This is a genomic window from Pseudazoarcus pumilus (assembly GCF_002872475.1).
GTDB classification, from domain to species: domain Bacteria; phylum Pseudomonadota; class Gammaproteobacteria; order Burkholderiales; family Rhodocyclaceae; genus Pseudazoarcus; species Pseudazoarcus pumilus.
Genome location: NZ_CP025682.1, coordinates 383,895 through 398,406, shown reverse-complemented (window position 1 = coordinate 398,406; position 14,512 = coordinate 383,895). Strand labels below are relative to the sequence as shown.

General features: G+C 64.0%; 14 protein-coding genes. 6 read left to right on the top strand and 8 right to left on the bottom strand.

The annotated features are described in order from the left end of the window. The first annotated feature begins 17 nt into the window (after positions 1-17). Genes tolB through queC form a run of 5 tightly spaced genes read left to right on the top strand, consistent with a single transcriptional unit; the run spans position 18 to position 4,018 of the window. Positions 18-1,292, top strand: coding sequence for a Tol-Pal system beta propeller repeat protein TolB (tolB, locus tag C0099_RS01885; RefSeq protein WP_228151626.1), 1,275 nt, complete (start codon positions 18-20; stop codon positions 1,290-1,292). A 37-nt stretch (positions 1,293-1,329) separates the two neighbouring features. Further along, complete coding sequence (gene pal / locus C0099_RS01880; protein ID WP_102245869.1) at positions 1,330-1,923, top strand: peptidoglycan-associated lipoprotein Pal; 594 nt, start codon at positions 1,330-1,332, stop codon at positions 1,921-1,923. Beyond that, the gene (gene ybgF / locus C0099_RS01875) at positions 1,923-2,639 is read left to right on the top strand and encodes a tol-pal system protein YbgF (RefSeq protein WP_102245868.1); all 717 of its coding nucleotides are present in this window, start codon (positions 1,923-1,925) and stop codon (positions 2,637-2,639) included. Before pal ends, ybgF begins: the two co-directional genes overlap by 1 nt. A gap of 8 nt (positions 2,640-2,647) precedes the next feature. Beyond that, a complete protein-coding gene (gene queE / locus C0099_RS01870; protein WP_102248342.1) occupies positions 2,648-3,313 on the top strand; it encodes a 7-carboxy-7-deazaguanine synthase QueE in 666 nt (221 codons plus the stop codon). 3 nt (positions 3,314-3,316) lie between these two features. After that, positions 3,317-4,018, top strand: coding sequence for a 7-cyano-7-deazaguanine synthase QueC (gene queC, locus C0099_RS01865; protein WP_102245867.1), 702 nt, complete (start codon positions 3,317-3,319; stop codon positions 4,016-4,018). Positions 4,019-4,063: 45 nt separating this feature from the next. On the opposite strand, the gene C0099_RS01860 is transcribed toward queC, so the two are convergent. The 8 genes from C0099_RS01860 to frc all read right to left on the bottom strand — a co-directional run bounded on the left by C0099_RS01860 (position 4,064) and on the right by frc (position 13,071). Next, on the bottom strand, positions 4,064-4,873 hold the full coding sequence (locus C0099_RS01860; protein ID WP_102245866.1) for a cytidylate kinase family protein: 810 nt from the start codon (positions 4,871-4,873) through the stop codon (positions 4,064-4,066). A 95-nt stretch (positions 4,874-4,968) separates the two neighbouring features. Continuing rightward, positions 4,969-6,432, bottom strand: coding sequence for a tripartite tricarboxylate transporter permease (locus C0099_RS01855; protein WP_199797645.1), 1,464 nt, complete (start codon positions 6,430-6,432; stop codon positions 4,969-4,971). A 116-nt stretch (positions 6,433-6,548) separates the two neighbouring features. Further along, entirely contained in the window at positions 6,549-7,073 is a 525-nt protein-coding gene (locus C0099_RS01850; RefSeq protein ID WP_102245864.1) for a tripartite tricarboxylate transporter TctB family protein, read from the bottom strand. A gap of 151 nt (positions 7,074-7,224) precedes the next feature. Beyond that, a complete protein-coding gene (locus tag C0099_RS01845; RefSeq protein ID WP_102245863.1) occupies positions 7,225-8,232 on the bottom strand; it encodes a Bug family tripartite tricarboxylate transporter substrate binding protein in 1,008 nt (335 codons plus the stop codon). A 496-nt stretch (positions 8,233-8,728) separates the two neighbouring features. Then, positions 8,729-9,412, bottom strand: a complete 684-nt coding sequence (locus tag C0099_RS01840; protein ID WP_102245862.1) for a DsbA family oxidoreductase — start codon at positions 9,410-9,412, stop codon at positions 8,729-8,731. Between the two features lie 91 nt (positions 9,413-9,503). Further along, positions 9,504-11,324: a DEAD/DEAH box helicase family protein gene (locus C0099_RS01835; protein ID WP_102245861.1), complete on the bottom strand. Its 1,821-nt coding sequence runs from the start codon at positions 11,322-11,324 to the stop codon at positions 9,504-9,506. Positions 11,325-11,361: 37 nt separating this feature from the next. Then, complete coding sequence (locus tag C0099_RS01830; RefSeq protein ID WP_102245860.1) at positions 11,362-11,673, bottom strand: hypothetical protein; 312 nt, start codon at positions 11,671-11,673, stop codon at positions 11,362-11,364. Positions 11,674-11,823: 150 nt separating this feature from the next. After that, the gene (gene frc / locus C0099_RS01825; RefSeq protein ID WP_102245859.1) at positions 11,824-13,071 is read right to left on the bottom strand and encodes a formyl-CoA transferase; all 1,248 of its coding nucleotides are present in this window, start codon (positions 13,069-13,071) and stop codon (positions 11,824-11,826) included. Between the two features lie 421 nt (positions 13,072-13,492). Between frc and C0099_RS01820 the strand changes: the two genes are divergently transcribed. Then, positions 13,493-14,479, top strand: coding sequence for an NAD(P)H-quinone oxidoreductase (locus C0099_RS01820; protein ID WP_102245858.1), 987 nt, complete (start codon positions 13,493-13,495; stop codon positions 14,477-14,479). Positions 14,480-14,512: the final 33 nt, after the last annotated feature.

The following is a 14,512-nucleotide window of genomic DNA, read 5'->3' as shown; positions in this document are numbered from 1 at the left end:
CTTTGCCCGATATGACTATGAAGCTCCCATTGCGCGCTTTGCTCGCCTGCTGGGTCGTGTTCTTCGCAACCGTCGCGCATGCACAGCTGTCGATCGAGATCACGGGTGCCAGCGCCACCCGTTTTCCGCTTGCAATCCCGGTTCTCGAGAACGAAAACCGCCTCCCCGACAGCGTCACCGACGTGATCCGTGCGGACCTCGAACGCAGTGGCCTCTTCGGTCTGGTCGACACCGGCCTGCAGACCTACCCCGAATCTCAGATTCCCGACCTGCCGGCGCTGCGCAAGCGCGGCGCCGACGCGGTGCTGACCGGGACCGTGGTGTCGCTCACCGACGGGCGCTTCAGCGTCCGCGTACGCCTGTTCGACACCATCCGGCGCATCGAGCTGGGCGCCCTTTCACTGCACATGAGCGCCAAGCAGAACCGCGTCACCGGCCACCGCATCGCCGACTTCGTCTACGAGAAGCTGACCGGCCAGCCCGGTTATTTCTCGACGCGCATCGCCTATGTGGTCGTCAAGGGTGCACGCCACGAGCTGCAGATCGCCGACGCCGACGGCATGAACCCGCAGCCCGCACTGATCTCGCGCGAGCCCATCATCTCGCCGTCATGGTCGCCGGACGGCAAGCGTCTGGCCTACGTCTCGTTCGAGAAGAAGAAGCCCATCATCTACATCCATGACCTGCCGACCGGGCAGCGTCAGCAGGTGGCGGCCTTCCTCGGTTCGAATTCGGCCCCGGCCTGGGCGCCGGACGGCAAGCGCCTCGCGGTGGTGCTGACCAAGGATGGACCGTCGCAGATGTACATCATCAACGCCGACGGCTCGGGCCTGAAGCGCATCAGCTTCTCGGAGAGCATCGACACCGAACCGGCCTGGTCGCATGACGGTCGCTGGATCTATTTCACATCCGACCGCGGTGGCAGCCCGCAGATCTATCGCGTCGCTGCCGATGGCGGCGATGCCGAACGCGTCACCTTCGAGGGCAGCTACAACGTCACCCCCCGTCCGTCCCCAGACGGCCGCAGCCTGGCGTATGTCACCCGCAGGGAGGGACGTTTCCAGGTGGCGCTGCTCGATCTTTCGTCGCGTAGAAGCGTCATTCTGACCAGCGAACCGGGTGTAGAATCACCCAGCTTTTCCCCCAACGGACGCATGATCCTCTATGCTTCCGGTAGCGCGAGTCGCGGCGTGCTCTCGGCCGTATCTACGGACGGCCGCGTGCGGCAGCGCCTTACAAGCCAGGCGGCGGAGATCCGCGAGCCAGCCTGGGGCCCAATCCCCCGGCAATGAAGATTTGTCGGTTTTTTCCACTTTCAAGGGAATCGATATGAAGAAAGTTCTCCTGCCAGCACTTCTCGCCTCGCTGCTGATCGCTTGCAGTGGGACCGGGGACCAGGCTGCCGACGGTACGGCCGGTTCGGCCGGCGCGTCCGGATCGGACACCACCACGGCGGCGGTTTCGGACTCGAGCATCTCGCGCAACGACATGGGCGCACTGGCCGGCGGCGACGCCTCCGGCAGCTCGGCGACCGACGGCTCGGCGAGCGGCAGCATCGCATCCCTGACCGATCCCAACCACATCCTGTCTCAGCGCACGATCTACTTCGACTTCGACAGCTTCGTGATCCGTCCCGAGTTCGCTGACCTGATCGATGCCCATGCCGCCTTCCTGAAGGGCCACGGGCAGATCAAGATGATGATCCAGGGCAACACCGACGAGCGCGGCAGTCGCGAGTACAACCTCGCCCTGGGCCAGAAGCGTGCCGAGGCGGTCAAGCGCGCACTGGTGCTGCTCGGCGTCGACGAAACCCAGATCGAATCGGTCAGCCTCGGCGAAGAGAAGCCGCGCTGCACCGAGTCGACGGAGAGCTGCTGGGCCGAGAATCGTCGCTCAGACATGCTCTACACCGGCGAGTTCTGATGCTGCGTGGTCTGTCGACAGCGCTGTTGTTCACCATCCTGAGCGTGTCTTCGGCCCAGGCGCAGGTGTTCGGGTCGGATTCGCGCCAGGTGAACAGCCTGCGCGAAGAGATGAACGCGCGCTTCAACACCATCAGTCGGGCGCACTTCGATCTGCTCAACCAGAACGCCGCGCTGAAAGAGGAAGTCGCTCGCCTGCGCGGCCAGCTCGAGGTGCTCACCCACGAAATGGAGTCCTTGCGCACGCGCCAGCACGACTTCTACGTCGATCTGGACGGCCGTGTACTCAAGCTCGAAACCGCTTCCAAGGAGTCGGCCGCGGCGCAGCAGCGCAGCGGGCCCGATCCTGCGGTCGAGGCGAGTAGCTACGAGGCTGCACTGCAATTGCTCAAGGATGGCAAGCACGCCGAGGCCCTGTCGGCCTTCCGCGCCTTCATCACCGACTATCCGGCCAGCGGTTTTTTGCCCAACGCCCATTTCTGGGCGGGCAATGCCGCGCTGCAGGCCAAGGAAGTCGCGGCGGCCCGGGCCATGTTCGACACCATCGTGACGACCTGGCCTGACAACGACATCGTGCCCGATGCACTGCTCGGTCTGGCCAACAGCCAATTGCTGCTCGGCGAGCGGCGTGCGGCGCAGGACACCCTCGGACGCATCATTGCCCAGCATCCGGACAGTTCGGCTGCCCAGGTCGCCCGCCAGCGCGTCCAGCAGTAGTGGCACCCGTGCAGGAGTTGCAGGAAAGAACGAAGACCTCGGTGCGCGTCACCGAGGTCTTCGCTTCCATTCAGGGTGAAACCTCGCGCACTGGCTTGCCGACGGTCTTCGTCCGGCTGACCGGCTGCCCCTTGCGCTGCGTCTGGTGCGACACCGAGTACGCGTTCCACGGCGGACGGTCACGCGACCTTGACGAGCTGATCGCAGAAGTTGCTGCGCACGGCCTGCGACACGTGTGCGTCACCGGTGGTGAGCCGCTCGCGCAGAAGTCCTGCCTGCAACTGCTCGCCGCGCTGTGTGATCGGGGCTTCTCCGTCTCGCTGGAAACCAGCGGAGCGCTCGACATTTCCGGCGTCGATGCGCGGGTTTCACGCATCGTCGATCTCAAGGCACCGGGCTCGGGCGAGGCCGACCGCAACCTGTGGGCCAATCTTGCCCACCTGCGCAGCGACGACGAACTCAAGATCGTGCTCGCCGACGAAGCCGACTACGCCTGGGCGCGGGCGTGCATTGTCGAACACCGTCTGGCCGAACGCTGCCCGGTGCTGCTCTCGCCCGTGCACGGGCGTCTCGATCCCACTGCACTTGCCGAATGGATCGTGCGCGACCGCCTGCCGGTACGCTTCCAGACCCAGATCCACAAGATTCTGTGGCTCGACGCCCGGGGACGCTGAGCCGTGCCGGAATCAACTCCCTCATCCACGCCGCGCGCCGTCATCCTGCTCTCGGGCGGACTCGATTCGACCACCTGTCTGGCCATCGCGCGTGACGCCGGCTACGAATGCCATACCCTTTCCGTTGCGTACGGACAACGTCATGCGGCTGAACTCAACGCATCGCAGCGCATCGCACAGGAGTTCGGCGTGCGCCAACACCGCGTCGCGACCGTCGATCTCGGTCAGTTCGGCGGCTCATCGCTCACCGATGCAGCACTGCAGATTCCCGTCACGGGGCCGTCTGCTGGCGTGCCCTCGACCTACGTGCCGGCGCGCAATACCGTCATGCTCTCTATGGCACTGGCCTGGGCGGAGGTGCTGGGTGCGACGGACATCTTCATCGGCGTGAATGCGGTGGACTTTTCCGGGTATCCGGACTGTCGCCCGGAGTTCATCGCCGCCTTCGAAACCATGGCGAATCTGGCCACCCGCGCCGGCACCGAAGGCGCACGTCTGCGCATTCACGCCCCGCTGATGAATCTGTCCAAGGCGCAGATCATCCGCAAGGGAACAGCGCTGGGGGTCGATTATGCGCTGACCGTCTCCTGCTATCAGGCCAGCGACGACGGCACGGCCTGCGGCGTGTGCGACGCCTGCCGGCTACGCAGCGAGGGTTTTCAGGGCAGCGGGGTTTCCGACCCCACACCTTATCGTCGCACCTGATTGCCATGCGGCCGAGCGCCAAACCGGCCGCTCGTTTGCTGCCGCTTACGGTCGGTGGATCAATCTCAGGCGGTTATCCACCTCTTCCACCCCGCTGACACCGCGCACGATGCGCTCGGCCGCCCGGCATTCGGCCTCGGTGGCCGCCATTCCGTCGACAAGCACATGATCGCCGTCCACGGCAATGGTGATGCTCACGTGCTCGGTGTGCGCTGATGCACGCAGCGCGGCGCGCACACGTGCCTCCAGCGTCACGTTCGCAAGGCATGCGCGCGAAGCCTCGGTTTCCTGGAACTCGGGCAGATCCAGCAGCGACTTGATCTGCTGCACACACCCGACGACTGATACGCGATCGGTGTTGAGCACCAGGTCGTGGAGCAACGGATCGCCCCAACTCACACCGAATCGCTGCTGCATATTGAGCGTGTGGGCGGCATCGCTACGGCGCAGTTCATGACGCACCAGTTCGTCGTCATCGGTATCCAGGCGTTTCTTCATCCACTCGACGCGGCGCTCCATCGAGGCGCAAACGCGAATGCACGCCACGTGCGGGATTGAACGCAGCAGGTAGGTCGCACCCCAGCCACGGATGATGATGTTGCCGCGCGAAGCCAGTTCGAAGACTTCCTCGGCGACATAGGTCGACACGCTACGGGTATCGGTGCGCATGCGATCGAGCATGCCAGCCTTGCCGTCCATCACGCGCCGGATCAGGCTCTTGCGCGCGTGCATTTTCTGCGCGACGTGATCGACCACTTCATGGGTGACCTGCGCGAGCCCGAGTTCCTCGGCCAGCGCCTGGGCGACATCCTTGCCCAGCGACGCCATTTCCTGATTCATTGCGATGACGGGCATGACCTCTCCCCTTGAAGTCGCGTCACGGGAGCATGACACAAAAAAAACGGCCCGCGCAGGCGGGCCGTTTGATTCACTGCAAGTGCGGAAGTCGATCAGGACTCGGCCGCGAGCTTCCGCGCAACGAAGACCTTGCGATAGATCAGCATCACCAGCGGCAGGAATGCGAGGATCAGCGCCAGCGTGATGATCGTACCGACGATCGGGTTCGAGTAGAAGATGCCAAGGTTGCCGTTCGACATCAGCATGGCCTGGCGGAAGCCGTTCTCCGCACCACCGCCAAGGACCACCGCGAGGACCATCGGGGCCAGCGGATACTTGAGCTTCTTCATGATGTAGCCAACGATGCCGAAGATCAGCATGTACCACACGTCGCCCATCGCGTTCGCGACGGTAAAGGCACCGATCGAGCACGCGGTCAGGATGATCGGGGCGATGATGGTAAACGGCACCTTGAGGATCGCCGCGAACAGCGGAACCGTGGTCAGGCACAGGATCAGCGCGGCCAGGTTGCCCAGGTACATCGAGGCGATCAGGCCCCAGACGAAGTCGGGCTGTTCGGCGAAGAGCAACGGACCCGGCTGCAGGCCCCAGATCATCAGGCCACCCAGCAGCACCGCGGCGGTCGGCGAACCCGGAATGCCCAGCGTGAGCATCGGCAGCAGAGCGGCCGTACCGGCAGCGTTGTTGGCCGTTTCCGGACCAATCAGGCCGTCGATCGAACCCGTACCGAAGTTGTCACCATCCTTCGAGAAGCGCTTGGCGATGCCGTAGCCCAGGAAGGAAGCCGGCGTCGCGCCGCCCGGAACCACGCCGAGGCAGGCACCGAAGAACATCGAGCGGGCGAAGTTGGCCCAGTGCTTGCCCAGCATGCCCCAGGTCTTGAGCACGATCTTGGGGTCGATCTTGGCAGTGACGCCCTGGAACTTCAGGCCGTCTTCCATCGCGACCAGGATTTCGCCCAGACCGAACAGACCGATGACGACGATCAGGAACTCGAAGCCACGCATCAGCTCGACGGTGCCGAAGGTCAGGCGCATCGCGCCGGTCATGATGTCGATACCGACGGACGCCAGGGCGAAACCGAGCATCATCGCCGCCAGCGTCTTGTACGCCGCTTCCTTGCCGATCGACAGGAAGGCGCAGAAGGTCAGCACCATGATGCCGAAGAACTCGGGCGGGCCGAAGCTCAGAGCAAAGTCAGCAATCGTCGGAGCGATGAACGTGATCAGCATGATCGCGAACAGCGCGCCAAAGAACGAAGCCGTGAACGAGGTCGTCAGCGCCTCGCCGGCCATGCCCTTCTTGGCCATCGGATAGCCGTCGAAGGTGGTTGCGACCGAGTACGAACATCCAGGGATGTTGAACACGATCGCGGTAATGGCACCGCCGAAGAGCGAGCCCCAGTAGATGCACGACAACATGATGACCGCGGAGACCGGGTCCATGTTGAAGGTCAGCGGCAACAGAATGGCGATGCCGTTTGCGCCGCCGAGACCCGGCAGCACCCCCATCAGCACGCCGAGGAACACCCCGACGAACATCAGGAGGACGTTCATGGGGGTCAGCGCAACCGCCATACCCCCCATCAATGAATTGAGTTCTTCCACTTTTTTCTCCTGTTGATCTTATCCCGCGACGCCGGTACGTCGCGCGGCCGTTCGGGCCTGAATTCTTATAAGCCGAGCATGGCCTCGATCGGGCCCTTGGGCAGGGAGATCAGGAACCACCGTTCGAACAGCACGAAAAGCAGCACCGGCAGGATGATCACGTACGGCAGGGTCTTCACGACCGGATACTTGCCGTTGACGATCATGAAGCCCGCGATGTAGAGGGCCGCTGCCGCATACAGACCGATGTATTCCATCAGCAACACATAGATCGCAGTCGGGATGAAGACCTGCAGCACCGACTTGAACTTGCTGCGCGTGACGAACGGAGCATCGCCGTACGCCTTCGAACCTGGCAGGAGAGCCGCGATGGTGCTCACCGCACCGGAACCGATGATGAACAGGCCAATGTAGAACGGGAAATAACCCGAGCCCGGACCGAGCCCCGGTTCCCAGCCGGCGCCGACCTTGATCGAATCCCAGACTACGACGATACCGACGGCGACGATCAAAAGGCCGAAAGCCACTTCCATGGTGCGGACCGAGACGAGAGCCTTGTCTTCGCCCGGCGGTGCTTTATCTTGCTCCATAACTACCCTCGTTTTGACTCAAACATCGGCCGTGATGGCCGTACATAACAACGCGCCGCCCTTGTTGCCGGCGACGCGCACGCTTGTTCTTGTAGTTCTGGCGTAGAACGAAAACGGCCCCGACCCGTTGGGCCGGGGCCTTTCAGCGCCTTTACTTCGCGAGGAAGCCCGCAGCGTCCATCAGCTTGCGGTGCGTCTCTTCAGCGTCCTTCAGCCAGGCGTTGAACTCGTCGCCGGTCATCTGGGTCTGGTTGAACGCGCCCGTCGCCATGAACTTCTTCCAGTCTTCCGTTTCGGAGACCTTCTTGAAGAGGTCGATGTAGTAGTCGACGACTTCCTGCGAGATACCCGGCGCACCCATCACGCCACGCAGCATCTGGTAGGTCACATCCACGCCGGCTTCCTTGCAGGTCGGGATGTCGGACCACGCCATGGTGTCGGTGACCTTGGTCGTGTACTCCGAACGCTGCGAATCAAAGATGCACAGCGGACGCAGCGAACCACTACGCCAGTGCGACACGGCTTCCAGCGGGTTGTTGACCGAGGAGTCGATGTGCTTGCCGACCACCTGGGTCGCCACCGCGCCACCGCCCTTGTACGGGACGTAGGTCCACTTGGCGCCGGTCGATTCCTGCAGCGCGACCGTGATGATCTGGTCTTCCTGCTTGGAACCCGTACCGCCCATGCGGAACTTGCCCGGACCGGCTTCCTTGACGGCGCCCGTGTACTCGGCAGCGGTCTTGTACGGCGTGTCGGCGTGCACCCACAGGATGAACTGGTCGAGGGCCAGCATCTTGATCGGGGTCAGGTCATTCCAGTTGAACGGAATGCCCGTGGCCATCGGCGTCGTGAACACGTTCGACAGCGTGATGATCAGCTTGTGAGCATCGTTCTTGGCGTTCTTGACGTACAGGAAGCCCTCGGCGCCGGCACCACCCGACTTGTTGACGACGACGATGGGCTGCTCCATCAGGTCATTCTTGACGATGACACCCTGGATGAAGCGCGCCATCTGGTCGGCACCGCCGCCACTACCGGCGGGGACGATCCACTCGACCGGCTTGGTCGGTTCCCAGGCGCTGGCGGTCAGCGGGGCGCCGAGCGCGACGGCGGCGGCGAGCGTGGTCAGGACGGGGATGGTCTTGTTGCGAGACTTCATTCGATGATCCTCCTTAGGTGATTACCGGACATTCCGGAAAGACTCCCGGCACTTCCGATTCGATCGCCGGAATCCCGTGGAACAGGATGGGAGACCGGCTTGTCTCAATAAAATTTTTTATCGAGGCTTCTATAAACCTCGTTGATCCAAGGATAAAGGATGTTGCGTAGCTGACAAGCCCTCGGTCCGGCAAATCTTGACCTTGGTCAACATTCTCTGAACCTCGTCGCAAGCTTGCCGCGACACGGTTCGCAAGTTCGCATGCATTGGCACGCAAGGGAATTCGGGTAAACGCTAGCGCGATGTGGACATCGAGCGCGAGGATGACGATCGACTCACAAAATGCCGTTGTGCTTATGCGCTGGGGATCGGAAGGGCTCGATCGAGCCGGATCGGCAGGACAGTCGCGGATCTCCGCGACGTCCGGGCTTACGGGGTGCTTACGTTTGAGATAAAGAAAGCAATTGGCGAGCGGCGAATGTCGCCCGCCAGCTGGCTAGAAGAACGACGGCAACCACTTCGGACGCGCATAGTCACGCCGCGCCCATTCGAAGGCTTCGAGGATGCGCGCCGGCGGCGTGTTGCCCGACAGGCCGCGCCGGCCGTTGAGCACGATGAACGGGACGGTGCTGATGCCGAGGCGCTTGGCGCGGGTGTCGACCTGCTGTACCCACTCGACGTCGACATCGCTGTCGAGATAGGCGCGCAAGGCGGCAACGTCGAGCCCGCACTCGCCGCCGATGGCGACCAGCTCATCGATGCTGGACAGGTTGCGCCCTTCGATGAAGTAGGCGCGGTATAGCGGCTCGGCGACCGTCTCGCGCACACCGGCCCGCTCTGCGAAACGCAGCAGACGATGGGCGTCGAGCGTATTCGGCTGCACCTCGATACGGTCGAAGCGATATTCGATGCCCATCTGCCGCCCGGCCCGTTCGACATCGGCGAACATCGTCGGATCGTTGGCCTTGCCCGGATAGCGACGCTTGAGATATTCCTTGCGGTCCACCCCCTCTCGCGGCAGCGCGGCATGCAACTGGAACGGCAACCACGAGATCTCGGGCTGACGCTCCTTGGCGTAGAGCCGACCGTAATGTTCAAGCGCCTTGTCGATGTAGCGCTTGCCGACGTAACACCAGGGACAAACGATGTCGGAATAGATTTCGATCGAGAACTGCTTCATTGCTTCTCCGCATTGTGTGGAACGTCGTCGCACACCAGGGCGTGACGCCGCGTGAAAGCCTCATAAGACCGGCGCCGGCGAAAGAGTTCGATCAGTCGCCCCAGCGCCCCAGCGTGTGAAAGCGCGCCGCCTGCAGGGCCGCGCTGTGCGCTCGTGCCGCTTCGGGATCGTCGCGCGGACGCGTGACGATCTCGGGCGCGACCGCCGTGAGGGCGGCGCGCACTTCGGGCTGCGCGAAGGCGCGCTCGAGCAGGGAAGCGTCGACCCAGGCAAGCTTGGCGGCCTCGAACCGCGCGTAGGTCCTGCCGCTGTCGCGATGCACGAAGTTTACGTTGGGGATGCGTCGGATGCACTGCAACAGGAACAAGGTATTGTGCTCGACCGCCATCTGCTCGGGCGGCGGATAGACCGCCTGCGGGCAGTTCGCGTGCACGTTGATCTTGCGATAGCGCTCGACGTCGACCAGGCCCTTGACGTCGAGCACGTTCATGTCGCCATTCCAGCCGAAGGCCACGGTCAGCGGGGTCTCGCCCTTTGGCACGCTGTTGTCGAGGAATTCGAAGTGAACCGATTTGTTCGTGCGCAAGGCCCACGTGAAGAAGATCTCGGGCATGCCCGAATAGGCCTCGATGTTGTGCGCGAGCAGGTCCTCGACCGACTTGAAGCGTCCGAACTGCAGACCGCGCAACCAGGCACGCTCGACCGTTTCGTGGGGCGGCGTGATCATGAAGAAGATGTAGATCAGGTGTCCGAAGCGGGTAAGCAGATTGCTGCCGGCCTGATCGGAATCGAGCGCGAAACTGTCGAAGCGGAAGCGATCGATCAGCAGGTGCGACATTTCGCCGCCCTCGGCCTTGCACGCCATGTAGCGGTCGAGCTTGTGATCGATGATCTCGAGTTCGATGCCGGTGAGCGCTCCGGCATACATGTAGGCTTCGCCCAGCGAGGCGTAGTCGAGCAGGTACTTGCGCCAGATGTCGGGGCTGATCAGCGCGAAATCCACCCAGCGCTCACCGATGCGCTCGACCAGGCGTTCCTGCATGGGACGCAGCGTGCTCTTGCCCGAGGCCGATGCGCCCTTGGTGTTGAGCACGATCGGGCGCGCCTGCGCGGGCAGGCGCACATAGCCGAGCTGCGTCGCGGCGTCCTCGATCCATGGCTCGATTAGACGCCCGATCGCCTCGCTGCAATAGTCGTTGGCCGCCATGCCCAACGCCAGCGCGGTGAGCACTTCGCGGTCGGCCCACATGCGCCCGTGCTTGATGTGCATCGCCGAGACCGCGCGCGACAGCGCGCGATAGGCGGCGCGACGCAGCGGATCGTCTTCCGCGCAGGCCTTGCGCGCCCAGTCGCGCCGCACCCGCTCCTCGTGCTCGGGGCCGCCCTCGTCATCGGCGCGGGCGGCCGCCCCGCGCCCGAACAGGCGGGCGACACCCGCCCACACACCGCCCGGCGCCGGTTGCGCAGGCGCGGCACGGAAGATGGTCGCACCCAGTTCTTCGTCGACGAAGGCTTCGAGCGCCTCGCGCATGCGCTCGTACTCGTCGACGATCTGATCCATGCGCGGCGCGATCCAGCCCTGATCGATGCGATCGGCCATCTCGCGGAAGTTGATGCCGAGTTCCTCGTACAGGCTGCCGGCCGGCACCGACAGATCGGCCGTGATGCGGATCAGGAGTTCATGCAGAACCAGACGCTGCGGGCGAAAGACGACCAGCTCCTGCAGTTCGAGTCCGGTGAACTCGCGCGCCTCGTGGGCATGCTCGACGCTGGTGAAGACATTCTCGGGGCGGAAGATGGTCGACAGCGGCAGCAGGTGGCGGGGCAGTTCCGGGCCGAGCCCGGGGTTCCACGGGCCGGCATCCTCGCCCCCCGGCGGACAGCTCGCAAAGCCGCCCCGGGCGACGCTCATGGGCAGACCCCGCAGCAGTGGGGCACGCTCCCGACGCTCATTCGTATACTTCGAGCACGCCCGCTTCGCGCAGGTCGTAATAGGTCTCGGCGTCGTGCAGCGCCTGATACATCACGATGGCGACGGAATTCTTCTTGATCAGGTGAGGGATGGCAAAGGCCAGCACGAAGAGGATGATGCCGGTGATCAGCCAGCCGATCAGGGCCAGCGCGACGGCACCACCGACCATCGGGAGTCTGATCAACGGGAGCCACAGCCGGCGGGAGATATAGTCCGCGGCGACCTTCTGCGACACGAAGGCGTTGAGCGTGTCGTTCTTGTAAGCTTCGACGAATTCGTGATGGTCCATGGTCGGTCCGGTTACGGTTCAGTCAATCTTGTGTGCCTGGTCAGCAGGCACCGAGGATGCCGCACGCATGCTCGGCGCACCTGGACATGCGTCGGCCCGGCATGCCGCTGGGCGCACCGGGCCGGACGCGAAACGACTGGCAGGACGCCCTCAGATGGCCTTCTCGGCGCGCATGGCTGCGATATCCTCGGCGCTGTAGCCCAGTTGCGCGAGCACCTCGTCGGTGTGTTCCCCGAGCAGCGGCGAACGCGTCACTTCGGTCGGGCTGCCCGAGAGCTTGATCGGGTTGCCCACCGTCAGGTACTTGCCGCGCTCGGGATGATCGACCTCGACGATGGTGCCGGTGGCACGCAGCGACGGCTCGTAGGCGATCTCCTTCATCGACAGGATGGGCCCGCAGGGGATGTCGAACTTGTTGAGGATGTCCATCGCCTCGAACTTGGTCTTGGTCTTGGTCCATTCCTCGATGGTCGCGAAGATCGACTCGAGCTTGGGAAGACGCGCCTCCGGGGTCGCATACTCCGGATCGTCGATCCACTCGTCCTTGCCGATGATCTTGCAGATCGGCGCCCACACCGCGGCCTGGGTGATGAAGTAGATGTAGGCGTTGCTGTCGGCCTCCCAGCCCTTGCACTTGAGGATCCAGCCCGGCTGACCGCCGCCCGAGGCGTTGCCCGCGCGCGGCACGGTGTCGCCGAACTTTCCGTTCGAGTACTGCGGGTACTCCTTCATGGTGCCGGTGCGCTCGAGGCGCTGCTGGTCGCGCAGCTTGACGCGGCACAGGTTGAGGACCGCATCCTGCATCGGGGCGAGGACTTTCTGGCCCTTGCCGGTGACCTTGGCCTGGTACAGCGCGGTGACCACGCCCAGCGCGAGGTGCAGGCCGGTGCCGCTATCGCCGATCTGCGCACCGGTCACCATCGGGGGGCCGTCGTCAAAGCCGGTGGTGGAAGCCGAACCGCCGGTACATTGGGCGACGTTCTCGTAGACCTTGCAGTCTTCGTAGGGGCCGGGGCCGAAACCCTTGACCGAGGCGAGCACCATCTTGGGGTTGAGCTCCTGGATGCGCTCCCAGGTGAACCCCATGCGATCGAGCGCGCCCGGCGCGAAGTTCTCGACCATCACGTCGCACTGCTTGATCAGACGCTCGAGGACTTCCTTGCCCTTCTGGTTCTTGGTGTCGAGCGTCACCGAGCGCTTGTTGTGGTTGAGCATCGTGAAATAGAGGCTGTCCACACCCGGAATGTCGCGCAACTGCGCGCGGGTCGCGTCGCCGACTCCGGGACGCTCGACCTTGATCACGTCGGCGCCGAACCACGCCAGCAGCTGCGTGCAGCTCGGGCCGGACTGAACATGGGTGAAATCTAGGACGCGAACGCCTTCAAGCGCTTTACTCATGGAACTCTCCTCTTACCCGTAGCTTGTTGCCTGAAATCCTGTCGAAGCCGCGCGGCGCGCGACACGCGGGCGCAAAGGGTCGCATGGTAGCGACGCGCACAAAATTCGTTCAATGACGCCGGTCAACAAACCGCCGCTCGCAGCAGGGGGAATCTGACAAGCCCGGATTATACCTATGGCGGACACAACCCATGCCGAAGGCATGGCGCCGCTGCCCCGCAGCCGGCTGATTTGCCTGACAAATCCCGCAAATTCAAAGATTCAACATAGTTGCGGCGCGGCCGCATCGTCAACTCCGTTCGCCCGCGCACAGCGGGGCCGCGCGGGCCGGGGCGGTATAATCGCACATTCGGCGCTACAAGAGCGCATCCCGTGCTGTCCGAACGGCGGCACCGAATCCACAGCAGGAGGACGACACTTCATGCGTGCCATCGAGATTACCCAGCCCGGTCCGCCGGATGTATTGCAGCTTTGCGAACGCCCCGTACCCCAGCCGCGTGCGGGCGAAGTGCTGATCCGCGTGCATGCGGCCGGCGTCAACCGCCCCGATGTGTTGCAGCGCACCGGCAGCTATCCTGTTCCGCCCGGCGCCTCCGATCTGCCCGGCCTCGAAGTGGCCGGCGAGATCGTCGACGGCGAACTGGCCGGGACCGGACTGAAGAAGGGCGACATGGTGTGCGCCCTGGTGCATGGCGGCGGCTACGCCGAGTACTGCCTCGCGCATGCGGGCCAGTGTCTGCCGATTCCGCAGGGCTACTCCCCGGTGGAGGCCGCGTCACTGCCCGAGACCTGCTTCACGGTGTGGAGCAACGTGTTCGATCGCGGCGCACTCGCGCAGGGCGAGAGCCTGCTCGTTCAGGGCGGCAGCTCGGGCATCGGCGTCACCGCCATCCAGATCGCCCACGCGCTGGGTCATCGCGTGTTCGCCACGGCCGGCAGCGACGAGAAGGTCAAGGCCTGCGTCGCGCTCGGTGCGGAGATCGGCATCAACTACAAGACCGAAGACTTCGTCGACGTGGTCAAGCAGGCGACCGGCGGCAAGGGCGTGGACGTCATTCTCGACATGGTGGGCGGCGACTACGTCCCGCGCGAGATCAAGTGCCTGGCCAACGACGGCAGACTGGTGTTCATCGCCCTGCTCGGCGGCGGCAAGGCAGAAGTGCCGCTCGGCCCCATCCTGATCCGGCGCCTGACCGTCACCGGCTCCACGCTGCGTCCGCGCTCGGACGAGTTCAAGGCCGCCATCGCCGCAAAGCTCAAGGAACGCGTGTGGCCACTGATCGACGCCGGCAAGATCAAGCCGGTGGTGTACAAGACCTTCCCGCTGGAAGATGCGGCCAAGGCACACGAACTGATGGAGTCGAGCCAGCATATCGGCAAGATCGTGCTGACCGTCGCCGACGCCTGACGCAGCCAGCGCAAGGATCGGGATAGGGGCGGT

What these genes read in the sequence shown, in the direction of transcription:
- tolB (WP_228151626.1), top strand. Translation starts at nt 18, where the DNA reads ATGAAGCTCCCATTGCGCGCTTTGCTCGCCTGCTGGGTCGTGTTCTTC.
- pal (WP_102245869.1), top strand. Translation starts at nt 1,330, where the DNA reads ATGAAGAAAGTTCTCCTGCCAGCACTTCTCGCCTCGCTGCTGATCGCT.
- ybgF (WP_102245868.1), top strand. Translation starts at nt 1,923, where the DNA reads ATGCTGCGTGGTCTGTCGACAGCGCTGTTGTTCACCATCCTGAGCGTG.
- C0099_RS01860 (WP_102245866.1), bottom strand. Translation starts at nt 4,873, where the DNA reads ATGCCCGTCATCGCAATGAATCAGGAAATGGCGTCGCTGGGCAAGGAT.
- C0099_RS01855 (WP_199797645.1), bottom strand. Translation starts at nt 6,432, where the DNA reads ATGAACGTCCTCCTGATGTTCGTCGGGGTGTTCCTCGGCGTGCTGATG.
- C0099_RS01850 (WP_102245864.1), bottom strand. Translation starts at nt 7,073, where the DNA reads ATGGAGCAAGATAAAGCACCGCCGGGCGAAGACAAGGCTCTCGTCTCG.
- C0099_RS01845 (WP_102245863.1), bottom strand. Translation starts at nt 8,232, where the DNA reads ATGAAGTCTCGCAACAAGACCATCCCCGTCCTGACCACGCTCGCCGCC.
- C0099_RS01840 (WP_102245862.1), bottom strand. Translation starts at nt 9,412, where the DNA reads ATGAAGCAGTTCTCGATCGAAATCTATTCCGACATCGTTTGTCCCTGG.
- C0099_RS01835 (WP_102245861.1), bottom strand. Translation starts at nt 11,324, where the DNA reads ATGAGCGTCGCCCGGGGCGGCTTTGCGAGCTGTCCGCCGGGGGGCGAG.
- C0099_RS01830 (WP_102245860.1), bottom strand. Translation starts at nt 11,673, where the DNA reads ATGGACCATCACGAATTCGTCGAAGCTTACAAGAACGACACGCTCAAC.
- frc (WP_102245859.1), bottom strand. Translation starts at nt 13,071, where the DNA reads ATGAGTAAAGCGCTTGAAGGCGTTCGCGTCCTAGATTTCACCCATGTT.
- C0099_RS01820 (WP_102245858.1), top strand. Translation starts at nt 13,493, where the DNA reads ATGCGTGCCATCGAGATTACCCAGCCCGGTCCGCCGGATGTATTGCAG.